Annotated in this window: 27 protein-coding genes and 2 tRNA genes; 5 read left to right on the forward strand and 24 right to left on the reverse strand. The window is 36.6% G+C overall.

All coding sequences use genetic code 11. From position 1 onward, the window contains the following. Positions 1 to 3: 3 nt before the first annotated feature. From Q7J67_09055 to Q7J67_09085, 7 genes are all read right to left on the reverse strand, one after another. On the reverse strand, positions 4 to 777 hold the full coding sequence (locus Q7J67_09055) for an ABC transporter permease (GenBank protein ID MDO9465429.1): 774 nt from the start codon (positions 775 to 777) through the stop codon (positions 4 to 6). Between the two features lie 29 nt (positions 778 to 806). Then, a tRNA-Arg gene (locus Q7J67_09060) sits at positions 807 to 880 on the reverse strand. A gap of 4 nt (positions 881 to 884) precedes the next feature. Continuing rightward, a tRNA-His gene (locus Q7J67_09065) sits at positions 885 to 961 on the reverse strand. A 68-nt stretch (positions 962 to 1,029) separates the two neighbouring features. After that, positions 1,030 to 3,219: a PKD domain-containing protein gene (locus Q7J67_09070; protein ID MDO9465430.1), complete on the reverse strand. Its 2,190-nt coding sequence runs from the start codon at positions 3,217 to 3,219 to the stop codon at positions 1,030 to 1,032. A 71-nt stretch (positions 3,220 to 3,290) separates the two neighbouring features. Continuing rightward, positions 3,291 to 4,721, reverse strand: coding sequence for a hypothetical protein (locus Q7J67_09075; GenBank protein MDO9465431.1), 1,431 nt, complete (start codon positions 4,719 to 4,721; stop codon positions 3,291 to 3,293). 4 nt (positions 4,722 to 4,725) lie between these two features. After that, positions 4,726 to 6,306 (reverse strand): sugar-binding protein, encoded by a 1,581-nt coding sequence (locus Q7J67_09080; GenBank protein MDO9465432.1) that lies wholly within the window; start codon positions 6,304 to 6,306, stop codon positions 4,726 to 4,728. A 16-nt stretch (positions 6,307 to 6,322) separates the two neighbouring features. Further along, a complete protein-coding gene (locus Q7J67_09085) occupies positions 6,323 to 7,807 on the reverse strand; it encodes an NTP transferase domain-containing protein (GenBank protein ID MDO9465433.1) in 1,485 nt (494 codons plus the stop codon). A 114-nt stretch (positions 7,808 to 7,921) separates the two neighbouring features. On the opposite strand from Q7J67_09085, the gene Q7J67_09090 reads away from it, so the two are divergent. Next, the gene (locus tag Q7J67_09090) at positions 7,922 to 8,659 is read left to right on the forward strand and encodes an ABC transporter ATP-binding protein (GenBank protein MDO9465434.1); all 738 of its coding nucleotides are present in this window, start codon (positions 7,922 to 7,924) and stop codon (positions 8,657 to 8,659) included. A gap of 7 nt (positions 8,660 to 8,666) precedes the next feature. Here the strand turns inward: Q7J67_09090 and Q7J67_09095 are convergent, their stop codons facing one another. From Q7J67_09095 to larE, 7 genes are all read right to left on the reverse strand, one after another. After that, positions 8,667 to 9,365 carry a hypothetical protein gene (locus tag Q7J67_09095; GenBank protein ID MDO9465435.1) on the reverse strand — a complete coding sequence of 233 codons (699 nt, stop codon included), beginning with the start codon at positions 9,363 to 9,365 and terminating at the stop codon, positions 8,667 to 8,669. Positions 9,366 to 9,390: 25 nt separating this feature from the next. Further along, positions 9,391 to 10,158, reverse strand: a complete 768-nt coding sequence (locus tag Q7J67_09100; protein ID MDO9465436.1) for an ABC transporter permease subunit — start codon at positions 10,156 to 10,158, stop codon at positions 9,391 to 9,393. After that, positions 10,155 to 11,081 (reverse strand): ABC transporter ATP-binding protein, encoded by a 927-nt coding sequence (locus Q7J67_09105; protein MDO9465437.1) that lies wholly within the window; start codon positions 11,079 to 11,081, stop codon positions 10,155 to 10,157. Before Q7J67_09105 ends, Q7J67_09100 begins: the two co-directional genes overlap by 4 nt. Before the next feature lie 70 nt (positions 11,082 to 11,151). Further along, entirely contained in the window at positions 11,152 to 12,063 is a 912-nt protein-coding gene (gene nadA / locus Q7J67_09110; protein ID MDO9465438.1) for a quinolinate synthase NadA, read from the reverse strand. A gap of 16 nt (positions 12,064 to 12,079) precedes the next feature. Then, positions 12,080 to 13,162, reverse strand: coding sequence for a tRNA 2-thiouridine(34) synthase MnmA (mnmA, locus tag Q7J67_09115; protein MDO9465439.1), 1,083 nt, complete (start codon positions 13,160 to 13,162; stop codon positions 12,080 to 12,082). 2 nt (positions 13,163 to 13,164) lie between these two features. After that, positions 13,165 to 14,328 carry a cysteine desulfurase NifS gene (gene nifS / locus Q7J67_09120; GenBank protein ID MDO9465440.1) on the reverse strand — a complete coding sequence of 388 codons (1,164 nt, stop codon included), beginning with the start codon at positions 14,326 to 14,328 and terminating at the stop codon, positions 13,165 to 13,167. Then, positions 14,325 to 15,143: an ATP-dependent sacrificial sulfur transferase LarE gene (gene larE, locus Q7J67_09125; protein MDO9465441.1), complete on the reverse strand. Its 819-nt coding sequence runs from the start codon at positions 15,141 to 15,143 to the stop codon at positions 14,325 to 14,327. The genes nifS and larE overlap by 4 nt, the downstream gene beginning before the upstream one ends. Positions 15,144 to 15,258: 115 nt before the next feature. On the opposite strand from larE, the gene Q7J67_09130 reads away from it, so the two are divergent. Then, positions 15,259 to 15,480 carry a helix-turn-helix transcriptional regulator gene (locus Q7J67_09130; GenBank protein MDO9465442.1) on the forward strand — a complete coding sequence of 74 codons (222 nt, stop codon included), beginning with the start codon at positions 15,259 to 15,261 and terminating at the stop codon, positions 15,478 to 15,480. A gap of 1 nt (position 15,481) precedes the next feature. Further along, positions 15,482 to 16,183 (forward strand): MvaI/BcnI family restriction endonuclease, encoded by a 702-nt coding sequence (locus Q7J67_09135; GenBank protein ID MDO9465443.1) that lies wholly within the window; start codon positions 15,482 to 15,484, stop codon positions 16,181 to 16,183. Here the strand turns inward: Q7J67_09135 and lexA are convergent. Continuing rightward, complete coding sequence (gene lexA, locus Q7J67_09140) at positions 16,180 to 18,045, reverse strand: transcriptional repressor LexA (GenBank protein ID MDO9465444.1); 1,866 nt, start codon at positions 18,043 to 18,045, stop codon at positions 16,180 to 16,182. The two genes, Q7J67_09135 and lexA, sit on opposite strands and share 4 nt — an antisense overlap. 93 nt (positions 18,046 to 18,138) lie before the next feature. Here lexA and Q7J67_09145 point away from each other — a divergent pair, with 93 nt between their 5' ends. Together Q7J67_09145 and Q7J67_09150 are read left to right on the forward strand one after the other, a co-directional pair. After that, positions 18,139 to 18,414 carry a thermonuclease family protein gene (locus Q7J67_09145; GenBank protein MDO9465445.1) on the forward strand — a complete coding sequence of 92 codons (276 nt, stop codon included), beginning with the start codon at positions 18,139 to 18,141 and terminating at the stop codon, positions 18,412 to 18,414. Between the two features lie 28 nt (positions 18,415 to 18,442). Beyond that, positions 18,443 to 19,402, forward strand: coding sequence for a radical SAM protein (locus Q7J67_09150; protein ID MDO9465446.1), 960 nt, complete (start codon positions 18,443 to 18,445; stop codon positions 19,400 to 19,402). Between the two features lie 21 nt (positions 19,403 to 19,423). On the opposite strand, the gene cysK is transcribed toward Q7J67_09150, so the two are convergent. The 9 genes from cysK to Q7J67_09195 all read right to left on the reverse strand — a co-directional run bounded on the left by cysK (position 19,424) and on the right by Q7J67_09195 (position 25,936). Continuing rightward, the gene (gene cysK / locus Q7J67_09155) at positions 19,424 to 20,353 is read right to left on the reverse strand and encodes a cysteine synthase A (GenBank protein MDO9465447.1); all 930 of its coding nucleotides are present in this window, start codon (positions 20,351 to 20,353) and stop codon (positions 19,424 to 19,426) included. A gap of 17 nt (positions 20,354 to 20,370) precedes the next feature. Continuing rightward, on the reverse strand, positions 20,371 to 20,571 hold the full coding sequence (locus Q7J67_09160) for a hypothetical protein (protein MDO9465448.1): 201 nt from the start codon (positions 20,569 to 20,571) through the stop codon (positions 20,371 to 20,373). Positions 20,572 to 20,686: 115 nt separating this feature from the next. Next, entirely contained in the window at positions 20,687 to 20,845 is a 159-nt protein-coding gene (locus Q7J67_09165) for a hypothetical protein (GenBank protein MDO9465449.1), read from the reverse strand. Positions 20,846 to 20,924: 79 nt separating this feature from the next. Further along, the gene (locus Q7J67_09170) at positions 20,925 to 21,626 is read right to left on the reverse strand and encodes a cytochrome c biogenesis protein CcdA (GenBank protein MDO9465450.1); all 702 of its coding nucleotides are present in this window, start codon (positions 21,624 to 21,626) and stop codon (positions 20,925 to 20,927) included. Then, positions 21,626 to 22,069, reverse strand: a complete 444-nt coding sequence (locus Q7J67_09175; GenBank protein MDO9465451.1) for a thioredoxin family protein — start codon at positions 22,067 to 22,069, stop codon at positions 21,626 to 21,628. Before Q7J67_09175 ends, Q7J67_09170 begins: the two co-directional genes overlap by 1 nt. Further along, complete coding sequence (locus Q7J67_09180) at positions 22,059 to 22,307, reverse strand: thioredoxin family protein (protein ID MDO9465452.1); 249 nt, start codon at positions 22,305 to 22,307, stop codon at positions 22,059 to 22,061. Before Q7J67_09180 ends, Q7J67_09175 begins: the two co-directional genes overlap by 11 nt. 20 nt (positions 22,308 to 22,327) lie before the next feature. Then, the gene (locus tag Q7J67_09185; protein MDO9465453.1) at positions 22,328 to 23,470 is read right to left on the reverse strand and encodes a permease; all 1,143 of its coding nucleotides are present in this window, start codon (positions 23,468 to 23,470) and stop codon (positions 22,328 to 22,330) included. 22 nt (positions 23,471 to 23,492) lie between these two features. Next, positions 23,493 to 23,969 carry a hypothetical protein gene (locus tag Q7J67_09190; protein ID MDO9465454.1) on the reverse strand — a complete coding sequence of 159 codons (477 nt, stop codon included), beginning with the start codon at positions 23,967 to 23,969 and terminating at the stop codon, positions 23,493 to 23,495. Next, positions 23,966 to 25,936 carry a hypothetical protein gene (locus tag Q7J67_09195; GenBank protein MDO9465455.1) on the reverse strand — a complete coding sequence of 657 codons (1,971 nt, stop codon included), beginning with the start codon at positions 25,934 to 25,936 and terminating at the stop codon, positions 23,966 to 23,968. The genes Q7J67_09190 and Q7J67_09195 overlap by 4 nt, the downstream gene beginning before the upstream one ends. Positions 25,937 to 26,169: the final 233 nt, after the last annotated feature.

The following is a 26,169-nucleotide window of genomic DNA, read 5'->3' on the forward strand; positions in this document are numbered from 1 at the left end:
TTATTAGCTCTTTTGAAAAAACATTCTGGTTAAGAAGTAATCAAACACTATAATCAATAGAAACGAAATAACAACAGAGGCAGTAGTTGATTTACCAACACCTTCAGCTCCGCCTCTGGTTCTAAATCCCTGATAACATGATATTATTGAGACAACTATGCCAAAGACAAATGCCTTTACCAATCCGCTATATACGTCCTTTATTGTTAAGAAGTTTTTAATGCTGTCTAGGTATGTACTGGTGTCTACGCCTATCTGAAATTTTGATACAATAAATCCTCCTGCCATGCCTACGCAATCTGAGTATATAACCAGAATGGGAAGCATAATTATGCATGCCAGAAATCTGGGCATTACCAAGTATCTGATAGGGTTTATTGCCAGTGTTTTAAGCGCGTCTATCTCCTCAGACACCTGCATTGTTCCAAGTTCTGCTGTCATTGATGCTCCGACTCTTCCTGCAACTATAAGCCCGGTAAGCACAGGCCCCATTTCTCTGCACATGGATGCTGATACTATTGATCCTATCAGGTGCTCTATATGATATTTTGAAAGTTCAGTTCCTGTCTGGAGTGCGAGCACCATTCCTGTGAAAATCGACATTAAAGATGTGATAGGAAGCGTATAAACGCCCATTTCCAGCATTTGTTTTGCAATAGGTTTTAGATTTTTAAATGCTGATTTACACCAATATACAGTTTTTGCCAGTAATATTAAGACTTCCCCTGTATAATCCAAAGCGTCTGCAATTCTGCTATATATACTTGGCTTCATCATATTAATTCAAAATTTGCAATTTTTTTTAGTACGCCTGGCCCGATTCGAACGGGCGACCTTCAGATTCGAAGTCTGCCGCTCTATCCAGCTGAGCTACAGGCGCAGGTTGGGGTGAGTGACGGGAGTCGAACCCGCGACTTCCAGAACCACAATCTGGCGCTCTAACCAACTGAGCTACACCCACCACGACATTGAATGATACTAATATATAGGAGTAGGAAAAGCAAGGTATTAATTCGGCGTCAGTAGAAGCTACATTTTGGATTTCGCCTCAATTGCAAATATTGTTCCTGGATAATCAGTGATTATTTGTCTGTAAAGTTTATCTGCTTCTGAGGAATTTCCTGTAGCTCTGTAGCAATGAGCAAGGAATAATTTGGCTTCTTGGAGTATGGTGCTTTCAGGATTGATTTTCATCAACATATTTAGCTCTTTTATTGCTTCTGAATAGCATTGTGTATAGTAATAACACTCAGCTTTATATAACGAACTATATCCTAGTTTACTCATAGGATACTGATCTTCCCATTTTTTTATTTTTTCCATAGCATCACTGATCTTTTTTCTTTTTATATAGTTTGAGATTGTATGCATATAGTAACCTTGCATATAAATATCTTTTTTACTGGATGCACTAATGATGTAGTATTTAGTTGCATTATTAATGTCACCCAGAGCCTTATAAGAATCTCCAAGATTAATGAGAATTTGTTTTGTCTCCTCATTTTTTTTATTTTCATATTCTTTCAGGATATTTTTATATTCAATAATAGCTTTGTCATAGTTTTTAAAGTCAAAGGCTACTATATCTGCCATTTTCCGCCTTGCAAGTAAAACTGTATTTTTCTCATTAGAAATGTGTAAAACTTTTTTATATGTTTCAAAAGCTTGTTTGGGATTTTTTTTGCTGTTTTTATAAAAGTCACCCAAGATTATAAACACTTTGGCAATTTGAGTTGGATCCAGGTTGCTAAACTGTTCTAGAAACAAGTTACATGCTTTAGCAGTAAGGGAATCCTCTCCAACTTGCAAAAAGAAGTTTATGCTTGCCATGAGTGTTTTTGGAGAATCGCATTTATTTAAATATTCTGAGATAATCTTAGTATATTTTCTAGAGCGGTTTTTATAGTCTTCGTCCTTATTAAAAAAAACATCCACGGTTCTTATGTTTTGGCTGGTAGTGTCTGATATGTCTTTTTCTATTGACCGAACCTCTTTAGCTGGGAATAAACATGTTCCATTTGGGATTTCAATTTCAAGAGCAGGAGAGATACTTTTAATTTGTCCTCTGATTTCTCTAGCATCTTTAAGAATTACTTTATCTGCTATTATTTTGAGTTTAACTTTATATTCTCCAGGTTGAAGGTAGACATGTAGAGGATTTGTCTTTTTACTTGTTGTTCCGTCTCCAAAGTCCCAGATGCAGAGACCTCCAAGTTTTTGGTCTCCTGATAGATTATAGAATTGTAAGCATGAGTAAATATTTTTATCTATTTTATAATTGCTTATTTGCTCCCATGTAAAGTCAGCCGCTATAGGATTATCATACTTCTCAAAGTTTGTTACTTTAGTATGAATGGGTGATAAAAACGCTTGAGCAGGTATAAGCTTAAAGTATTTATCCTCAGGTTTCTTCCATCCTGCTACAGCAGTGGTAAGACCGCTGAATTGAGTATGATAATAGTCAATCTTGTGTATGCCCGCCTTAAGATGAATTTTCCCTCTGTAATTGCCATAGATTCCTTCAGATGCCCCATGAGCTCCAGGCCACTGTGTAATAAGTCTATTATCTATGAATAAGAAAGAGGCATCATCAGAAGCAGTTGCAAACCAGTGCACACCTGTTTGGGCGCAGTATATATATCCACTGTAGATGCTAATAAATCTTTCAGATGGACCAAATAGATTATAGCCCTGAAAAATATTAGGAACATATCCTTTCCCGTATATCTGCTTATTCCTATCTAGTAATCTTTTCATTTGGTGCCAATTCTTGCAGTATCCTGAGCCAAATTTTCTGGTTTCCAGTAAAAGTCCTGTATGTAGAGGATCCCAGTTATGGTTCGCAGGTTGTGCGTTTGGATTATTGAAATAAATGTAGTAATTTTCAAAACTGGTTTTATCCTCAAATATGATCTTTGTCTTGCCAAATGGGTCACAATGTATCAATTTATGCGGCACAATATTGCCCAAATTATCTATTACTCTTATGTCAGAACCATTATCATTTATAAGACCACCAGTAGTAAAGATTGTGTATACTATGCCAGAGGATTGTTGGGTCTTTTCCCATAAAAGTGGATAAACAGTCTTTCTGCATTTAAAATCAGAATTCCACCATTGGATATTAGAAGAAGAGCGTTCAGGGAGCGGTGAAGCGAGAGTAGGGAAAATAGAGAGGCAAAGAATTAATAATGTAAGGATAATGGTTTTATACTTCATGTTTTATTTTTTCTTGCTCTTCTATATTAGGCTATTCTTTAGCATACATATAGCTTTTTCTGATAAATCCATTACCCGAAGGTAGCAATAACTTTAACATTCCTAACTTCTTGGTCTGTGTCCTCATTTTTTACAGTTACTTTTACAAACCTGGCTCCTATTGAGATGTCTCTAGTTGTTCTTTCTATATTTCCTGGGCTGAATGCCATATTGCCAAAAACCGGTTTGCCAGAATTATCTTTCTGCTCCTCAGTATCCCAGTTTTTTCCATCATAACTGGTATAGACATGAATCTTAGCCGGATGCGATGCTTTCTTGTGATATGTACATTCGCAAGTGAGGGCAAGCTTTTCTCTTGGCTCAAGACGGATTGCAGGGTAAGAGTCGCTTAACTTTGTGCTCCTGTGAGGTTTCAAAATGGGCTCATCTACAATGATATTGTAAGGCTTCCCAATATACGGGACTTTAGCCAAACAAAACCTGTTTGGCTTGCCATGGTCGTAAACAAAATAAGCCCAGCCTGACTCAGTAACTAAAGGACTGAGATGACTGTATAGAAAATCTTCATCAGGATGAGTATCCCAAACACTCCTTAGGCTACCATACCAGTTCTTTATATCCCTGGAGACTAACCAGCGTTCAGGCCAGTTCGAATTACCGTTGAAGTCATAAGCATGCCCACTATCATGAGTCACGAGTAAAAAATACCAACCAAATAGAGGAACAAGCCCATGCGGGTCATAGATAGAACCTGACATATCCTGTGGAATGATTACTTTTTTAAATGAATAATTTTTCCCATCAACAGAGGTCGCTAAACCTGTAAAACCCTCATTTTTTGTGTGCTTCCTCATTAAAGAAGCGGCAAAAATAAGGTAGTATTTTCCTTCTTCAACATTATAATGCAGGACAGGCTTTTGCGGGAAATAAGTGTTTTGACCTATTTTGAATTTCTTAAAGACCTGTTTTTTATTTGTCCAGTTTTTTCCGTCAGTTGAAGTAACCTTCCCGGTAGAGGAAACCCGACAGCGGTTCTGGCCATATATTTCGGTGGTACAAGCAGTGTATAGCATCTCATAAGACTTTGTACCTGGAACACGAATAACATAGGGGTTGTGGTTAGTAGGAACATTTTCCCAATTCTCTGTCATCTGGACAACAGGATTACCATCATGCTTTCTAAGATTCTCTAAGCTGCTACCATAGGCAAGACCTATATGCATCTTTCCATCAGAATTTTGTCCCGAATAATAAAGCTTGAACTTTTCGTCCTCAGGAGCATCGTAGTCATAAAACAGCATTGGATCTCTGATAAGAGCTTCATCCCATTCTCTGGAAGTTCCCTTCTCAAGTATAGGATTTCCATGCCAACGGAAGGAGTTTAGAGAGCGGTTAAGCGGAAATTGTTCAAGGGCTCGCATATGTTCAGAGACCATTAAGGGATTCTTATTATCGATGTCCACTCCATTTTTCAGAACATCTCTAATGGTTTTATACTTCATATTATTATTCAAATACCAAGTATCCAAATCTCTCTGGGACATGAAATGATTCTAATGTAAGTGACCAGCAGCTGAGTTCTGTTTGGCCAGCTCTGCGAGCTCTATTAAAATTTATTCCCCAGACTTCATTATTATAAATAGGATGTTTTACATTTAAGGAAGAATAACTAATGCTTGCCTCACCTGTCCAATAACCTTTTGAACTCTGAATTTTGGCTTTCCTGTTCCAGGTTCCATTCCAAGCTTCTGAATAGGACTTATATCCACCAGGTGTGAACGCATCATAAAAAACTTCCTTTGGATTCATGATAAAATGGTAGTAACTATAATAATCTCTTTTGGTATCCAGAAAAAGTTCTACACAGTCATCACCCCAAACCTTGCCGTCTCTGGTTTTGGCTTTAATAAGTAGCTTTGATAGATTTTCTTCATATAAAATAAATCCAAAGTATATTTTTTTATCATCATAAGTAACCATAGCTACACTCTGTGAAGAAGCCTTTTTATTGGTTGTGTATTCAACATAGTCAGTAGCTTTCTGGGCTTTGCTCCAGCAGGCATCAGATAGGGATCCATCTATTTTAGGCGGAGAGGAAGTTCTTTTTGCAATATATACTCGTTTGGGACATTTGAGAGAGCGGTCACGTACCCAGAGCTCTCCCATCGCATTTTTTGCCCAGATTGTATCTGGACTATTGATTATAATATCATTATATATTTTAATTGCAGCACTTGATCTACCTAGTTTTTCTTCTGATTTGGCGACATGGAAATTAATCAAGGCTATTTGTTCTAAAATCCGCATTTTATCTTTTTCAACTGTGGATGATTCTAATGCGTTATTACATATATTGATCGCTTCTGAATATTTCCCCTGAAAAGAGAGAATGCTGGATTTTGATAGATATATTTCCACAATATCTTTTTCTATATCCATGAAGTCCTTAAGTATCTTATCATAGATTTCAATTGCTTTTTGGTTATCTCCTGATTCAAAATATGCTTTTGCAGACTTTTTAAGAATGTTTAATTGTTCCTTTCTTGAGGCATATTTTGCAGCTATTTCATAGAATTTCAGAGCTTCTTCTTTTTGTTTTCTATCCTCCAGCATTTTAGCATATTCCTTGTATACATCTGCCATACGCCTATCATCAGGAAATCTTTTACTCACATCCCGATAAACTTTAAATAAAGCTGATTTTTTATCTTTAAGTGAATTCATAAGAAGCAGGTAGATTTTTATGATCTCAGGATTATTTCCCTCTTTTCGAATGGCAGATTTATATGTCCAATATGCTTCTCGTCTTGATTTTATTTGCTCAAAAATTTTACCAAGCTCGATATATTTATTTATTACTTCGGGAGTATGTGGATGCTTTTTAATGAATTTCCTCAGCTCTTTTATTTGCTCCCGTTTGGACATGTATGGCTGCAGGTAACCCTCTGTTCCTTTCTGGCTGATTTCTATAAGCAGCGCAAATTTAAATTTTTTTGATAAATAATTGTTGATAACAACCAGACAGAAGACCAATATAAGCAGTGTTATAAGAATGGACAGATTCCCTTTATCCCTAAAATTGATCATTTTTGATACTTGGCATCTAATCCTTATCTAGTGATTCGAGAGAATCAATTCCCTGAGGGAGCGGAAGAATATATTTTACTTTTTGTATGCTACCATCTTTTCTTATTGTTCTGCATACGCGCTGCTTTATAAGGACAGAATGTTCAATCCAGTTATCTTTTTCTATTATTGATCCAAAGATATAACTAGTTCCTTTGATCAGACAATTATCATTAATACGTGTAGGGAATTCGTCGCTGCCTGTTATATTAACTCCGGATTCAATCCTAGCATTTTCCCCAATAACAGTATTCCCTTTAATAATATCTCCCTGCAATATCATGGAGTTTTCTCCGATTTTTAGTGTTTGATTTGAATACGTTGAAATACAGACATTTTTATCAATCCACGTATTTTCTCCAAGTACAATATTGCCATCAAGCACAGTATGATTACCTATGACAACCCCCCTGTTTAACTTAACGCTGCCTGAAATATAAACATCCTCTCCTATTGAAATATCCAAAGGCCCATATTTTTTATCCTGTTTAATAATATCTTTTATTACCTGTTCGTGTATAAAGAATTTTTCTTCGTCCTGAATAGTTATTATATTCTTTAATTGCTCATAATATTTTTTCCTTAGAATTGATTCCATATATTTAAGAACAGTTTTGTTGTTGAAAGCAATGATTAAATCTTCATTCTCTATTTTAAAACCGTCTACAGAAAGCTCTAATCTGTTATAAATTTTTACCATATCAGTGAGATATCTCTCTCTTTTTACATTATCTGTCCCTATCTTATTAATATGTTTAATGAGTTCATTTATTCTGAAAGCATACATTCCTGAGTTGAATTCGCTGTTCTGGAGAAGTTTTTCTTTTGAAAAAGAATATTTCCTGTTTTTATATTCAATATCATGCTTCTGGCTATTTGTAAGCTTAAGTATATCTTTATATTCGATAAGGTCTATTATTCTGTAATTTTGCGAATCGTCAGGAGCTCTTAGTATTCTGCCATAATAATTTAGCTCGGGAGGTCCAGTATAGATGCCAGTAGCAAACATCATATCTGAGTTCAGGGACTCAAAGTATTTGGCAAAGCTTCTGATTGTGTCCGAGTCCATAAGACACATATCCCCAGGAAATATAAACACACTGCCTTTAAACTTGTTTTCCAATGCATCAAGAGCTATTTTCACAGCATGGCCCGTTCCTTTTTGCTCTGGCTGATAAACAAAAACTGTGTTTTTGGTCTTGCCTATTGTATCAATTACTTCAATAGCCTTATGCCCAACAACAATGATCTGATTTTTGCATGCAAGACCTTGCTTAACAGATTCTGATATTCTTTTTACAGAAGGTATTCCCCAGACTTTATGCAGTACTTTCTGCGATTCTGTTTTAAGCCTTTTTCCATGACCAGCTGCAAGAATTATTGAAACAATATTCTTTGAATAATCAATGTTATCCGAATATTCTGATATGTATTTCTGGATTTCTTTATTATTATTAACCATAAACTTATTGCTAACTATATGTTTAACGAATTATAATATATATAGGTATTAGTGTCCAATGAAAATTGCTTTGTCATTTATCCATTTCTGACTTATAATCAAAAAGGGTTGGTTATGAATATAAGACTAAAAGATATCTCGAAAGTATTAAAAGAGAGAAACGGAGTTGAGAAAGTTATCCTTGATAAGGTTAATCTTGAAATTAACGAAGGAGAAATTGCATGTATTATGGGTCCTTCAGAGTCTGGGAAAACGTATCTATTAAAAGTACTTGCTGGTTTAGAACCCTTTGATAGTGGAGACATATTTATTGATAACATTCACGTGGATCATCTTCCTAAAGATAAATGGCCTATTTGCACAGTATATGAGGATTACTTTTCCTATAAAAAGTGGAGAAAACGTAAATTCTCACTCCCTTATTTTTTAGCCATTAGGAAATGGAGAAAAAACACAATACCTGAAAGGGTGAAAACTGTTACAAATTTTATGTGTATTAATAAAATGGAACTATTAGATAAAATGCCGCATAAACTATCTAAAGGCGAGCAACAGAAGTTAGATATTTCAAGATATTTAATAACAAAACATCATGCCTATTTATTTGATAACCCTCTTGCTGCGCTTGATACAAGGACAAAACTTGAAGTACAACAGCAGTTAAGACAGATTATAAAAACTCTAAATGTTCCAAGTGTGTATGTCAGCTATATGCTGGATGAAGCCAAGGCTCTGAGTGATAAGATTATCATAATGAATGAAGGCAAAATCGAACAGATAGGAAAATACGCCGAAATCGTTTCACATCCTGCTAATCACTTTGTATCTGATTTTATTGGATGTCTTTCCTGATTGATTTTTACAGAATTCCTTTTATTACTCTATCAGCTTTATTTCTTAATTTGTTATCAGTTGAAGTCTTAAGTATTTCTGCAGCAACTCGAACCAGTTCCCTTCTCGCTATTTGCACACTAGCCGAATCTGAGGAGTTGTATAATGATTCCCACAGTATCAGAGCAGTGCCTAGATCCCCTGCTCGGGCTTTTGCTAAAGCTTGCATTCTTTTTAAAAACATTGGACTGTCTTTTACTTCTGAGGCGAGAGCAAAGTACTTAGCGGATTTATCATAATTTTTCATATTATGCATACTTACAACTCCTGCGAACATAGGTATACGCCAACCTATATTGGGATTGTGAGCAATAGCTTTATCAAATAGTATTAAGGATTTTGCAGGAGCCTTGTTTGATATTACCAATCCACCAAATGTGTATGCTGTAGTAAACAAAGGATCCAGATCTGTTACTCTTTCAAACATTTGATAGATTATATCAGCTGATTCAACATCCATTTTTTCCACACCCGCCATGTATTGTATTGTTTTAATCCATAATACGTCTGAAGCAATATTATCAAAACCCAATGCAGGTCGCTGAATAAACCTGTCCGCTAACCCAGCATCCTCTTTTATGTCATTTAGAATATTTCCCAGCGGCATTAACCCAACAAGTAACATAATTGCTATAATTATCTGAATTGAGACTTTTGAAGATTTCATAATTATTTCTCCTTGTTTTTTTTGTTTATGCAAAATCTTTATTCTTAAATATTGCGAGTGAAACCAGCAACATTATCGCAGTATATATAGCTCCATACAGAATAACACCAAATATCAATCCCCATGGAACATAAATTCCATGAGCGACTGGAGCCTTTATATTGAAGTACTGAAAGTTCGGTAATGCATAGTAGAGAAGTAGTCCTGCGAACTTAGTTACTACATTACCTGCCTTTTCCACTAGAAATGGTATCTGATAGGACAGATGTCCGGCTATATAAACCACTATAGCTAATATGGAACTTACCATGGATGAACAAAAAGTAGAAAAAAGTACAGACACTGCTACCAGAATCATGGCTTCAAAACAGATAAGTATCAATGGCTTAAACATAACTAAATTTAGAGCGTGAGTTTTTATAGCTAGGATTACTATAAACCCTACAGCCATTATAGCTATTGAAAGTAATGCAACGTATACTGCTCCCAGGAATTGTCCAAGGATAAATTCATGCTTTCTTACAGGTTTTGATATTAATGTTTGAATCGTTCTTGATTCTATCTCCGTTGGAATAGCTGTAGAACCCACCATAATTGATATTAGCATTGCTGCTACAGCAATGCCTGCCAAGCCAATATCTTTCATAAGCTTTGTCTCTTCACCTGCTGTAACTGCACTATACAATGTAGAATATGCTATAGCAAACAAACAAAAAACGACTATTACATAGAGAATTCTACTTTTTATCACCCTTTGATATACACCTTGCGCAATCGTTAAGATAATGTTCATGCTTTCTCTCCTCCCTTTTTTTCTATTGATTTCAAAAAATACTCTTCTAATGATTCCTTGTGTGACGTTACAGAGATTCTTTTCCCATTATTAGCTTCCATTATATCTTCAATCTCCGAAACTTGCCCTATGTCATTAACAGTAACAGTCACTATATCTCCATCAATTCTAAATCCATCTACTTTTCCTCTTACCATATCAAGTCCTTTTTTGTCAAGCTTTTCTACAGATATTTCTATTTCTTTTGCTTCGAGCAAATCTTTTAGTTTGCCAGAGACAATAAGTTGTCCTTTATCCAGAATCCCTATACTGTCACAGAGCATTTCTACATCATGCAGAACATGAGAACAAAAAAAGACTGTTCTACCCTGCTTCTTTATATTAAGTATCGTATTCATTACCTCCTTTCTCCCCACTGGGTCTAATCCCGTGATTGGCTCATCAAAAAAAACTAAATCTGGATCATTAATCAATGTCTGAGCAATACCAATACGTTGAAGCATGCCTCTGGAAAACTTTCTTAAAGGGATTTTTCGACTGTCTGTTAATCCAACCATGTCCAACAACTCCTCGATTTTCTTGTATCGTTCTTTTCTTGGGATTTTAAATATCTTGCCATAAAAATTTAATAACTCAACAGACGAAAACGACTCATAAAAATAGGGGCTCTGTGGAAGAAATCCTATTTTTTGCTTTATTTCTATATCCCCAATTTGTTTTTCTAAAATCCAGGCTGTACCAGCTGTAGGCGCAGTAAGACCCAGCAACAGATTAATAGTTGTTGTTTTGCCTGCTCCGTTTGACCCTAAAAATCCATATATTTGATTAGGAGAGACTTGAAGATTCAAATCTTCAAGAGCCTTTGTTTCTTTTCTGCTACCTTTATAAATCTTGGTAAGATGCTCTGTCTTTATAGCTAACATTATCCAGTAAAATTTATTTATACTTTTTTAATGCTACTAATAAATCTTTCTAAAAGCAAGTGATTTTATTTCAAGGTGTCACCTCTAACATTCTATCTACTGCTCTCTTGGCTCTGATTTGAATATCTTCAGGGACTTTGACCTCATAACGCATATCTTCTAAGCACCATAATGCTTTTTCCAAGGTGGTCAGTTTCATGTTTGGGCATATGGCTTGAGCTGAAAGAGGGTAGAATTTCTTTTCAGGGTTTTCTTTGCGTAATCTATAGAGCAGTCCTACCTCAGTGCCTACAATTATCTCAGAAGCTCCGGACAGTTTTGCGTACTCACACATTCCACTGGTAGAGAGAGCTTCATCAGCGAGTTGAATTACTTTGAGTGTGCACTCAGGATGAACAATAACTTTCGCTTCAGGATGGGCTTTTCTTTGTATTGTAATATCATCAGGTAGAATCTTAGAGTGAACAGGACAATAACCATCCCAAAGAATTAGATTTCGATTAACTTTTGTAGACACATAATGTCCCAAATATTTATCAGGGACAAAGATAATCTCTGATGCATCCTTTAAGGACTCTATTACCTTAACGGCATTTCCGGAAGTACAGCAGATATCAATCTCTGTCTTAACCTCAGCAGAAGTATTGACATAACCTACTACAGTTGCTTTTGGATGTGCTTTTTTAAAAGCTTTTAGCTCGTCTCTGGTAATCATATCAGCCATAGGACACCCGGCATTTATATCAGGCATAAGAACTAGTTTGTCCGGACAAAGGATGGATGCTGTCTCAGCCATAAAACGGACGCCGCAGAAAACGATTACATCAGCATTGGTCTTGCTGGCTGTTTGACTTAATCCTAAAGAATCACCAATATAGTCAGCAATATCCTGCACTTCACCTATTTGGTAATTATGGACAAGGATTACAGCATTCCTTTTCTTTTTTAATTCTAATATCTTTTCTACTAAATTTTTATTTATTTTTAATTTTTGCATTTTAATTTTGTATTATCGTTCCTCCTCCGATAACTTCTTCCCCGTTGTAAAATACCACTGCCTGCCCTGGTGTAACTGCTCGCTGAGGAGCATCAAACTTTACCTTAACCTTGCCTTCGTTTAACGGAATGACAGTTGCCTGCGAGGGCTGATGCAGGTATCTTATCTTTGCTTCCACTTTAATAGGGGTTTCCAATTTACCTATATTTATAAAATTCATATTATCGGCAATTAATTCATTTGTATAGAGCTCTTCTTCCTTGCCTGCCCTAATGGCATTGTTCTTCTTGTCAATAGCAATTACGTATAAAGGGTTCTTATCCGCTATCCCCATTCCTTTGCGTTGTCCAATGGTATAAAAAATAATTCCTCTGTGCTCTCCGATAACTTTCCCTTCTTTATTTATGATAGGACCGGGTTTTATCTCTTCAGAAACACATTTCTTAACGAACTCTCCATAGTTATTATCAGGAATGAAACATATTTCCTGAGATTCCGGGCTATTGACCACATGTAAATTTTTCTCTTTAGCAATCTTCCTTACTCGCTCTTTAGTAAGATCTCCCAGAGGCATTAAAGTGTATTTCAACTGTTCCTGAGTCATTGTATATAACACATAGGACTGATCTTTTTTAGTATCAATCCCTTTTTTAAGGACATATCTGTCCTCTGCCCTCTGTCCTCTGCTCTCCATCCTCTGTATCCTTGAATAGTGGCCTGTAGCGATATAATTTGCACCTAACTCTTTTGCTTTTTTAGCTAAAGCGTCAAACTTTATGTATTTATTGCATCTGATACAAGGGTTTGGTGTTCTTCCTGCCTTGTACTCCTCGCAGAAGTTGGAAATCACCATATCTTGAAAAACATCCCTGAGATTTAACACATAATGAGGGATTCCCAACTTGTGAGCTACTCTCTTTGCATCCTCAATGCCCTCTGCGCCGCAACAGCCATCCCAATCTTTGGAACGCTCCCAGATATGCATAGTAATGCCGATAACTTCAAATCCCTCATCTTTAAGTAAAGCGGCAGTAACAGATGAATCCACTCCACCGCTCATTGCCACAACTACTCTTTTTCCCATCTTTATCCATTCTTCCACAATGGCGACATAGAACGGAGCTTCTCTACAATTCTTGGCAATACTTCTAAAACATTATCAATATCCTTCTCCTCGGTATATCTGCCCAAAGTAAACCTCAAAGAGCCATGTGCTAATTCATGTGATAACCCCAGTGCCAGTAAAACATGCGATGCTTCAAGGCTTGAAGATGTACAGGCAGAACCTGTAGAAGCAGCAATCCCTTCCATATCCAGATTAAGCAGTAAAGATTCTCCTTCTACAGATTCAACGGAGACATTTACATTGTTAGAAAGTCTTTTTGTGGGGTGGCCGTTCAGGCGGACATGGTTTATCTTTTTGAAGATACCCTTTATTAATTTATCTCGCAAAATGGTTAATTCTCTTCCTTCTTCCTTCATCTTCTCTTGAGCAATCTCCACCGCTTTACCGAATCCAACAATAGCCGGTACATTTTCGGTAGATGCACGACGGTTCTTTTCCTGATCCCCTCCGTGCATAAACGAGACCATTCTCGTACCCTTTCTTACATAGAGCGCTCCAATTCCCTTAGGTCCGCAGAGCTTATGGCCGGATATACTGAGTAGATCTACATTAAGCTCATCAACATTTATTGGGATGTGCCCAAAGGTCTGAACAGCGTCTGTGTGAAAACAAATTTCCTTTTCTTTAGCGATTTTACCTATTTCTGTTATTGGTTGGATTGTCCCTATCTCATTATTGGCGTGCATAATAGAGATAAGAATAGTTTTATCATTAATCGCTCTTTTTACCTCTTCCGGATTAAGAAGACCATCCCCATCTACAGGAAGGTAGGTCACTTTAAAGCCCCTCTTTTCTAAAAACTTACAAGGCTCAATTACGCAATGATGTTCAATAGACGAAGTAATTATGTGATCTCCCTTATGCTGATTGGCATAGGCTACACCTTTAAGAGTAAAATTATTACTTTCTGTCCCTCCACTGGTAAAGATGATCTCTTCTTGTTTTGCACCTAATAGAGAAGCTATCTTTTCTCTGGCTTCCTCTATTGCTGCTTTGCCTTCCTGTCCAAAGGAGTGAATGCTTGAAGGATTACCAAATTTATCAGTAAAATACGGTAACATGGTCTTTACTACTTCCGGGTCTGTAGGCGTAGTAGCCGCATAGTCGAGATATATTCTCCTCATCTTTTAGTATCTCCTTTCAAAGTTTCATTCATACTACCTGTTCTATATCCTTCTAAATCAACTGTCACATAAGTATAACCTAATTTCTTGAATTTAGTTATAATCTTATCCATTGTCTCTTCTTTTAATAACTTGGGTATTTCATTTTTATAAACTTCTATTCGTGCAATCTGATCATGGTGCCTTACTCTAACCTGGGTTATGCCAAATTTTCTTAAGAATGCCTCTGCTTTATCAACTTTGGCAAGATTCTCTTTGGTTATCTTCATTCCATAGGGAAAACGACTGGCAAGACAAGCAAAGGATGGTTTGCTCCATGTAGGTAATCCAAGCCTTTCTGATAAGCTACGAATTTCATCCTTACCAAAACCTGCCTCTTCAAGCGGGCTCCTTACACCCAATTCACTCGCTGCTTTCATTCCCGGTCGGAAGTCCTTTGTGTCATCATAATTCGAACCATCTAAAACATAGTTTAATTTATATTCCTTAGCTAATGCAATTAATTTGGAGAACAATTCCTTTTTACACCAATAACATCTATCAGCAGAATTCTCTACAAATTTCTGATTTAAAAATTCATCGGTTTTAATAACTAAATGTCTCACCATTAATCTCTTTGCTATGGTTTTAGCATCTTTTATTTCACAGGCAGGATAAGTTAAAGAAGTTGCAGTGACAGCCACTACTTTATCATCATCTAATACATCTTTGGCTACTTTGAGCAAAAAAGTGCTATCCACACCCCCTGAATAGGCTATTAAAACACTCTCCATCTTACTCAAAATTTCTTTTAGCTGCTGCATTTTTCTATTCATTATAGAAAATATATCAAAGATTGCTTGTTGTGTCGATATTTTTTGCGATGTTGTTCTATGGTAATATTCCAATTTGGCATATTACAAAATGGAATATAGTATAAAGGATATCATTATGAAGAAAGCTTTATATTCAGAAGAGCATAAATATTTAGTTGATCGATTAAAGCAGGCTCGGAAAGATGCTGGGATTGATCAAATGCAGGTTGCTAATTTGTTAGATGTTTCTCAATCTTATATTTCTAAGGTAGAAGCCGGGCAGCGTCGTATTGATGTAATTCAATTGAAGGAATTTGCAAAGATCTATAAAAAAACACTGAACTTTTTTATAAAGTAATATGGATTTAAAAGAGCTAAAACAAAAACTTCAACAAATAAAAAAAGAAGGATTCATCAAAACCCACCGCATTAGTGACACGGGAATTGGTAAAACCTTAGAAGATTTACTCGATATACCAGAGAACAATATTCCTCTCCACGATATTGCAGGTGTTGCTGAACTAAAAGCGTACCGCAAAGAAGCAAAATCCATGTTGACACTTTTTACGCTAGAACCATTACCAAAAGGCGGAGATAGAGATAGATTGCTGCTAGATAATTTTGGTTACTCTCGCAGAGATAATAAACGTTCAAAAGAGTTACACAGCACGCTTTCATGCAAAAGATACAATGCCCAAAAATTAAGATTATCCGTTAGCAAAGATAAGATCAAAGTTAAAGGAGAAGGAAAACGATTAAATATCTATTGGGACATTGAATCGGTAAAAAAGAAATTTGAAGCTAAATTACCGGCTCTTGTTTATGTTTTGGCTGATAAAAAAATCATAAATTCGTTTGAACATTTTCACTTCAATGAAGCTTATTTATTGAAGGATTTTAGTTTTGAATTATTTAAGAAGATGGTCAAAAAAGATCAGATAGTAGTTGATTTTAGAATGTATTATAGACCTAATGGGACGGTAAGAAATCACGGAACAGGTTTTAGGGTTAAGATCAATAGACTGTATGACTGCTTCAAAACCAAGATTAGATTGGTTTAGTTCTTCCTCAAAACAACGATGCTTTCCTTTGTCATTGTTTCTTCCAGTTCTCCTGCGATATTTGTAGGAGAATTTTTTGAAGGCATTCTTTTGCCGGGGATATTTCTAACAAAGATATCTTCACAGGTAAAACCAATTTTTTCGCATAATTCTGCGATGATGAAATCAGTCGGTATGCGTACCTGCTTTACTAATCGATTGCCGATGACTAGGCAAAAATATTTTTTTCTTTTCAATATCTCATAGGATTTCTTTAGACATTCATTTAAATCTATATAAAAGCTTAATACATCCCTTGCTCTCTTTTTATCCATTTCTTGAATTCTTTCTAAAGATTCCCTTAAGTGAGAAGATTCAAGAGAATGAAGCAGATTGCCAGTTGGTTTACCTCCCAATAATTTATTGTCAACGCCTGATGCAGTGTTTGGATCTTCAAAAATGTCAATCCACTGAGCAGATAATCTTGAGAATTGTCCATATGCCACAGTTGTTCTGCTGTCGCCATAGGGCGGAGATGTTATAATGCAATCTATGGAATCGCTTTTTATTGTGCTGATTAGAGAAGTATCCTCATAGATGGGTTTAGTCCATGTATTTTTGTCAACTTCTTGATAGAACTTTCTCATCCCTTCAATATTTAATTCGGTTTTTTTTCTAAAAATGTCAAGCACATTAGGATTGTGATTTTTCAGTTTATCAGCTTTTATTCGCACAAGTTTAAATTCCCCGTTCTTTGTATTTGAAGAAAGTCTAACTGCTTCGCTAAAGGAAACTAAAAAAAAGTTTTTAATCTTTTCATTTTTTGTATCATTAATAGCCTTTTTCAATTTTGCCAATTTCAAAATAACTTTCTCTTTAAACCAAAAGTCCACATTCATAAAGTCTGGCAGTACGATTTTATCGTTTTTTATATGGTCAAACCTATTAAGTAAATTGAAATATTCTTTTGTAAGCGCAGATGGGTTTATTTCAGTTGTTTTTACTTTTGCTAAGAATATAGCAAATGGATTTAGATCAATTCCGTAAGCATTTCTACCTAGTAACCTACTCTCAACTAAAGCGGTTCCAGAGCCGCAAAAGATATCGCAGATAGTATCGCCTTTCCTGCTGTACGTCTCTATCAGACGTCTTGCGACCTGAGGGATGAACATTGCTGGATAACCGTGCAAACCATGAGTATAAGATTTTGTTTTCTCACCTCTATAATCCCATGAATAGTCAATGCGCCTTTTTAGTTTTGCATCCTTATATTTATCTTTTTCTAAAAGAGGTTCTAGATTTCTAATTATCTTTACAACGATACCTCTAATTTCGACCTCCTGCCTATAAATTGGCAATAGCGTAAGATTTGCAGGTTGTAATCTGAATTGGTTATTTTCTCGGTAAAGTTTTTTTAATGTGGCTTCATTTTCATCGATTATCGCTACAACGGTTTGGCCATTGTCAGCAGTTTCTTGCTTTTTAATAACAACTATATCGCCATCAAAAATGCCCTCTTCAGTCATGCTATCACCAGTAACGCGCAAAGCATAATATTTACCTGCCCTGCTAGTTTCATTTCTGGAAAGAGTGATTGTTTTATCGGATAGTTCAATTGCTTCAATTGGCTGGCCGGCAGCAATAGTGCCGACTATGGGTATTTCGATAGATTGGGCATTCTTTTTAGGAATCAATGCTCTAGGTTGATTATCTTCTTTGTGTAAGTAACCCATATTCTGAAGAGCTTGGACGTGATAGTGAGCAGTTGAAACGGAGGAAAGCAGTAAGTGTTTCTTGATTTCCTCAAGAGAGGGAGCGTAGTCGTGCTTAGTGATATATTTTTTTATGTATTCCAATACTTGCTTTTGTCGTTTTGTGAGCATTCCCACCTCCGCAGAAAAGATTCTTGACTTTCGATTTATTTTCGATTATAATACGATGCATTGGATGAGTCAATAAAAAAATGGAGGTATAATATGTCAAAAGGGAGAGTAACGGAAATTATTGATGGAGATACTTTTAAGGTAGTAGGTGGAAAAACTATTCGTCTTGCAAGTGTGAGGGCGCCAGAGATTGGGACTAAGGGAGGTGCTAAGGCAAGAAATGATTTGGAGAATATGATAGGGGACAAGACGATTAGTTACGATACAGTAGCCAAATCCTATGGAAGAAATGTTGCTGAAGTAAAACTTGCAGGAAAGTCAGTTAATCAAGGGATGAGAAATAAAGGCTATAGAAATAAAGGTATATAGATTATGCAAGAGAAATTTATATATCTTCATGCTTCCTAAATACCTAGAAACCTATAAATCTGGTCTTCTGGAAGAAAAAGTTAAGAGAGCTCATGAAATTCTTTCTTCATGCACTCTCTGTCCTCGTAACTGCAGGGTCAACAGGCTAAAAGATAAAAAGGGATTTTGCAGATCTGGTAAGGATTTGATTGTCTCAAGCGCCGTGGCGCATTTTGGGGAAGAGCCGCCAATATCGGGAACAAGTGGTTCTGGAACAATATTTTTTTCGAATTGCAATCTTAAATGTATCTTCTGTCAGAATTATCAAATTAGCCAGCTGGGTATGGGGAATAAAGTAACAACAGAAGAGCTTGCGGATATGATGCTCTCTCTTCAAAATAGAGGCTCTCATAATATAAACTGGGTTTCTCCCACCCACTTCCTGCCACAAATACTCGAGGGATTATATAAGGCGATAGGGAAGGGATTGAAAATCCCGATTGTTTATAATACAGGAGGTTATGACTCTCTGGAAATTATTAAGCTCCTTGATGGTATAGTTGATATATACTTACCTGATATGAAGTATTCAGATAATCCAACAGCAGAAAAACTCTCTTCAGCACCCGATTACCCACAGCACAACCAAGCTGCTATTGTGGAAATGTTTCGCCAGGTTGGAAACCTTAAAGTTGATAAAAGTAAAGTAGCAGTAAGCGGTCTTTTAATAAGACATCTTATTCTGCCGGATGACCTTGCTGGTAGTTACAATACGCTGTCTTTTTTAGCAAATAAAATTTCCAGGGATGTATTGATTGGACTGATGAGTCAATATCATCCCTCGCACATGGCAAATAAAGACAAAAGACTAAATCGAAAAATTACAGGCAAAGAATATAAGAAAATCATTAACTGGGCAGAAGAGCTAGGATTTAAGAACTGCCTGATTCAAGGAATGGATAGTTCGGATCTGTTCCTGCCGGATTTTGAAAAAGACCAGCCGTTTTGAAAATTTCCAGTAGCACAAGTTTTACTGTTCTTGGAATAAACCGGTGCTTAAATAGCGTTCGCCTGTATCAGGGAAGATTACAACGATAAGTTTGCCTTTGTTTTCTTTTCTTTTACCTATTTCTATCGCTGCCCAGGCTGCCGCACCAGAGGAAATACCTGCAAATATACCTTCTTCCTTAGCTAATCTTCTTGCGGTCTTAGCAGCATCTTCATTGCTTACCTTAACTACTTCATCAACTAAATCCATTCTTAAGACATCAGGCACAAACCCTGCCCCAATACCCTGAATTTTATGCGGACCAGGTTCTCCGCCGGACAGGACTGGCGAATCTTTGGGCTCAACAGCAATTGCTTTAAACTCGGGCTTTCTTTTCTTAATTACCTCAGCTATCCCGGTAATAGTTCCACCTGTGCCCACACCACTGACCAATATATCTATCTTGCCATCCGTATCGCGCCATATCTCCTCGGCTGTAGTCTCTCTATGAGTCTTAGGATTAGCTGGGTTTTTGAATTGCTGCGGCATAAATGAATTTGGAATGCTCTTTAGGATTTCTTCTGCCTTTTTCACTGCGCCGCTCATACCTTCCTGCCCGGGGGTCAGAATAACCTCTGCTCCAAGTATGGATAGTAACTGTTTGCGTTCAACAGACATCGTATCAGGCATGGTTAAAATCAGGCGATAACCTTTTGCAGCGCAGACAAAGGCTAAGGCAACTCCTGTATTGCCGCTCGTCGGCTCAATAATTGTAGTATCTTTTTTAATTAGTCCTTTGCTTTCTCCATCCTCAATCATAGAGACCCCAATTCTGTCTTTTATACTGGATAATGGATTAAAGGATTCAAGTTTTGCTGCAACAGTTGCATATGTACCTTGTGTAATCTTATTTAACTTTACCAGAGGTGTATTTCCTATTAGTCCGGTTACATCATCTGCTATCTTGGACATTATTACTGCATCTCCTTTCAAACAATTCTATTTAGATCCTCTAACAAACTTTTGGCATCTATGCCATACATTTTACAAACTTCGCCTATCTTTAACTTTTCCATTTCCATCTTTGCCATAGGGCAGTGTAAACACGGCAACTGATATTTAGCGAGCATTTTTTCAGCACCTTCAATTTTTAGTATATCAGATAATGTTGTATTTTCATTTACTTCCATTTTTTTGCTCCTCTGATAAATTGTCAATTAACTATTTTGTTCTCGTGATTCCTTCCTTTTCAAGAACAAAGGCAAGGGGTAAATAACCTTGCCTTTATATCTTTCTACTTAATTATTACGAACAGCAGGAGCAGGAATCATCTTTTTTAACCATCGGCTTTCCACAGCATTCTGGAACAGGCTGGCATTCTTCAACTTCTATTGTTTTGTCGCAGCAATTGTCAGCGCATTTGTACTTTATCTTTTTCTTAGGCTCTGAACCGCAGCATCCCATCTGACTCACCTCCTTTTAAACTCTTTACAAGCTTAATAATATCACACTTTGACCGCTCCTTCAAACAAATGCAGGGGTCTTAACAACTCCAGATTAGATATATTCCGCCTAATAGAACAAGAACTCCGCAAATCTTTTTTAAAATAATCGTACCTTTGGATTTCTCATTCCAGTTCAAATAATGCTGGACAACTTCTGTAAAAGTTCCTGCGAAAACAATCACTGAACAATGACCAATGCCGTAAACAAATAGCAGTGTTACCCCGTAGAGAAACTGTGTCGATGCTATCTTAAATGCAATGCCAAGCATAGGCGCCATATAGGCAAAAGTGCATGGCCCGAGGGCAATGCCAAAAACGAGGCCAAGTATAAACCCAGCTAATAGACCTTTCCTCTTAAACGCAGGCTGACTTGATTTTCCGAGAAAAGGAAGAGGAATAATTCCTAAAAGATGAAGACCTATGATAAAGAATATTACGGCTACAATATAGTTTCCATAAGGCCCTATATCACCCAGCATTCGTCCAAAAAGTCCGGTAATTAATCCTATTGCAGCAATAGTTATTAAGATTCCCGAAGAAAAAAGCGATGCTATAAGAAATGCTCTTTTTGTGGATATCCTTCCCTGTTCATCAATAAAACCTACAATTAAAGGAATGCTTGCCAGGTGGCAGGGACTCAATAAGATACTTAATACTCCCCAGACAAAAGAAGCGGTTAAGGCAATAATCGGGCCTGATTGAAGAGAATTAGATAACCACTCAAACATGGCTCTTATCATTATTCAACTCCCTGCTTCTTTAGTATCTTAACTATTTCTTCTTTAGAGAAGAAGCCCATATGCCGGAAAAATTCTTTTCCGTCTTTGTCAAGAAAAACCTGTGTTGGAATCGCTCTGATACCATACTTCTGTCCGTAAGGTCTTCCTTCAGAAGTCCAGACATCGTAAAAGATTACTTTTACATCAGGATATTCCTCTTCGATTTCCTTCATTATCGGCTGCATCATCTTGCAGGGAATACAGTTAACAGAACCAAGTTCTATAAAAGTAACCTTAGTAGTTTTGCTTTCCTGCGCAGGAATCTCTGTCTCTGTTTTGGAATTTAACTGTTCTTCCTGATGAGTTTGCTTTTCCCCATTACAACAACTGCTACAGCCTAGAACAGAAAAAAGCAAAGTAGACACTACTATAAAACAGATATTTCTTGCCAGCTTATGATGCATTTTGTCCCTCCTTTAACCAGTTTTTAATTTCTTCTATGCTTGGTATTTTACCAGCGCTCTTAACTTCTCCGTCAATGACCAAGGCAGGAGTTAACATTACTCCACGATTCATAATTTTTTTAATCTCTGTTACTTTGGTTATCTCCGCTTCAATTCCAGATTCTTTCACTGCCTGCCCGGCAAGCTCAGCCAGTTTCTTACACTTCGGACAACCTGTTCCCAAGATTTCAATCTTCATTTCTAATCACCTCCTTGATTTCAGCTTACAATGTATCCAAATAAAATGCCGCTTATCGTAGCCATAATGACTACTAACCCTACGTACACGACTGTTTTTTTTGTTCCAATAACCCCTCTGATAACCAGCATATTAGGCAAACTCAATGCCGGACCTGCTAACAACAAGGCTAAAGCAGGCCCTTTCCCCATGCCCGCTCCAATAAGGCCTTGTAAAATTGGAACTTCAGTTAATGTTGCAAAGTACATAAACGCCCCTACTATAGAGGCAAAGAAATTGGCCAAAATTGAATTGCCGCCAACAGCTTTGACAATTATCCATGAAGGAATTAATCCCTCATGATCAGGTCTTCCCAAAAGAAGACCTGCTACGATTACACCCGCTAAAAGCAAAGGCATAATCTGTTTCGCGAACCCCCATGACATAATAGTCCATTCCTTTAGCTCTTTCCGCTTGAACCACCTTATGAGCATTATTAACAGTGATAATAAGAAAACTGCGGTTATTATCCATTTATTTTCTGCTTGAACTTTACTCCAATTAGCGAATACAAGCACTCCTATCATAGAAGCAAAATAGAAAGCGTTTTTCCAGAGAGGTCGAGCTTCTTTTTCTTCTCCGGACTGAAAAGCGCCATTGGCATGTCTTGCTCTTTCCTCCTTAAGAAATATAAGGTGCATCAGAAAGCCAACGACTATGCTGAAAACTATTGCTCCGATAGCTCTTGCTAATCCTAACTGCCAGCCCAAGATACGAGCTGTCATTATAATCGCTAATACGTTAATGGCAGGACCTGAATAGAGAAATGTTGTGGCAGGACCTAACCCAGCACCTCTTTTATAAATTCCTGAAAATAGCGGCAAAACCGTACAGGAACAAACCGCGAGTATTGTCCCTGAAACAGAAGCAACGCTATAAGCTAAAAATTTGTTTGCCTTTGCCCCGAAATATTTGATCACAGAAGATTGACTCACAAAAGCAGAAATGGCTCCGGCAATAAAAAACGCAGGCACCAGGCAAAGCAAAACATGTTCTCGCGCATACCATCTGACCAAAGCCAGTGCTTCAAACACAGGATTTCTAAACGGCAATGCCTCAACAGGAAGATAAAAACACCCAAAAAATACCGCAGTCATCAATAAAAGTTTTTTGCTCTCTTTCATCTTTATGATCTCAGGATGGGTTTCAACTAAATCGTGATGCTATCCAGTCGCCAAGATAATGAGTTAGGACTATAACTATCAAAGCTATAACCAAGTGCTCTGCAATCACCTTCCATGGATTTATTTTCTGCTCCATGGCAATTCTATAACTAAGAAGACATAATATTGATAATCCCCAAATTATGCTTATCATGATTGCTGTTAGAAGCTCAAAAAATAAAAGTGGAATAATGAAGGTTAAGGCAAAAATAAACTTAGATAAAAAAGTGGCAATTGTCGCCGCCCATATCTGCTTTGCATTATGTTTATTTTCAAACTCCTCAGAAATATGAATACCCAGTGCATCTGAAAACGCATCAGCTATTGCTATTGTCAATACACCGCCAATAACGACAACCTTCGAGTGAGTTCCAGAATGCAAACCGACCATTAACCCAAGCGTTGTAATTATTCCTGAAGTTACACCAAAACTAAAACCCACTTTTAATGAATGTTTCATAATAACGCTTCCAAATTCTCAATTTCTTCAATTGCATTAGTAAACAAATTATAGATTACTTTGTATTTTTTCTCAAGCATTTGCTTTGTTCGAGGATCAGATTGAATATGAGACAGACTTACTCCTCTTCGCATCAATCCTTTTTCAGTAAGTGATAATCTAAACCAGATCCATCCAATGAGATATTTCATATCTTTTTTATAAAAGAAGAATTCAATCTTATAACCTCCAATCTGTGTTTTTCTATTTCCTTTACCTCTCAATTCTTCTGTACCTTCATAGTTTGTAAATTCATAAGATAAACGTCCTTCATATGTATCTGATAACTCTTTTTTAATTTTTGGCCATAGGTTGACAGGGAAATAATCATCAAAAATTTGCTTAAATCTGTGTTGGTCTATCGGTTTTGCTCTGTATTCACCTTCTTTAGTAAAAAAGTCTGTGTCAATAGAGGTAGGTAGGGTATTTAGTATATTATAGAAAAGGCTTTGTATATTTTGAGGAGAGTGCCAGTCCAGAATGCTTTCGGGACAGTTATCTGGTATATTAATTTTTTCCATTAGTATTTTTATAAGATTTGGCCGTGTTATAAGATTTATAATAGTTCTAATTGTATGAATAGGTTCTCTTACCATAAAATCAAGTGTAAAGGTCCCTCCATTACTTGCTTCTCCCATTATAATGACTTCTGTATCTTCTTTTGAAAGTATCTCTCCTCCACCGGCAACAGCAGCTTCTCCTGTGTCTGTTCTCTTCAATGCAATATTAAAGAGACTACATATTTGCTCCATAAGAGAAGAAGATGCATCATTAACTACAATGCCATATTTCCCATCAACAAGTTTACCCTTATCTGCAATGTCAAGAATAGATGCAAGCACATCCAATGCAAATATCTTTTGAACACCTGGAACAAAAGGGTCTCCATTTTTATCTATTAGAACTACGTTTTTTCTGTCTCCATCAGTATCAAAGACAAAGAATGCAATAATCTTCTTTTCAGATGTTGTCATTCTGCTAAGTGCTTCTTGAGCTTGTTTTGTAGCATCAGGAGTTGGAGCAAGCTGATGATTCATATCTTTGCGATATTCTGAATTTATCTGAACAATATTAAATCCCCACGACTCCAGATATTCCTTGTCTCTTCTCGCTCCACCATTTGGGTCAAGCCCAATCCATAGCTTCATAGAAGATATTTTTGATTTGATATCATCTTTTATACGTTTTACTTCTTGAGTATCTTTAGATCCAGTTATAATAGAGTCGCAAAGTTCAGAGTAAATTTTCTCAGATTCCTCTCCAAAAACAGATATATTTCTAAAGATCCCCTCAATTCTCTGAGAGGACACACCGTTGAGTCCAACTATGACGTCTCTTATTACAGCTGGGTTAGTCAACTCAGATTCGTATTTTTCAATAAATGATTGGGCAAGTCCAGCGGATAATACTCTGCCGTCAGAAAGTCCCAGTTTTAAGCCATTATATCCTATTGGATTATGACTTGCGCTTATATATAAGAATCCATCAGCAGTTTCTCTGGAATAAGCAGCAATTCTTGTAATAGGAGATACAAATATATATTTCACGTCTACATCACACCAGATGAGAGTTCTTATTGCAATATCACAAATAGCAGGACCGCTGTGGCGTGTATCTATGCCAACAACTATAACAGGTTTTTTCTTAGAGGATTTGTTTTTAACAAGATCAGCAAAATTCTTTGTTATGATTGCAATATATACTTTAGCAGCCTCTGTTATACTTGTGGAGGTACCATCAAAGAAATCAGGTTTGTCATCTCCATTTGTTGTATCAAATACCTGACGTATGCCTGATATTGAAGCAATTCCAAATTCTTTGCGTTTTCTTATATTGGTTATAAGCTGTTCAATATCTATTTTATTTAAATCAGAAAAGGGCAATACCTCTGGATTTCCGATATCTAAACCAGTTTTTTTGTCTAACATATTTCAACTATATCAAATCTAATTTAATTAGCAATAACGATTTTAAGGTTGTAACACACATATGTTAATGTACTAAATGCGCTTGATAAAACACTGTAATACACAAATGATAATGTCCTATTTGGCACATTTAGAAATGTCCTAATTTAAAGAGGCTATAATACCCGATTTAATAGGAGGGTATTATGGCAGAAAGGGATATTATCATGGCAAGTCAAAGAGAGCTAAAGCGG

Source organism: bacterium (genome assembly GCA_030652805.1).
In the GTDB taxonomy this organism is placed as follows: domain Bacteria; phylum JAHJDO01; class JAHJDO01; order JAHJDO01; family JAHJDO01; genus JAHJDO01.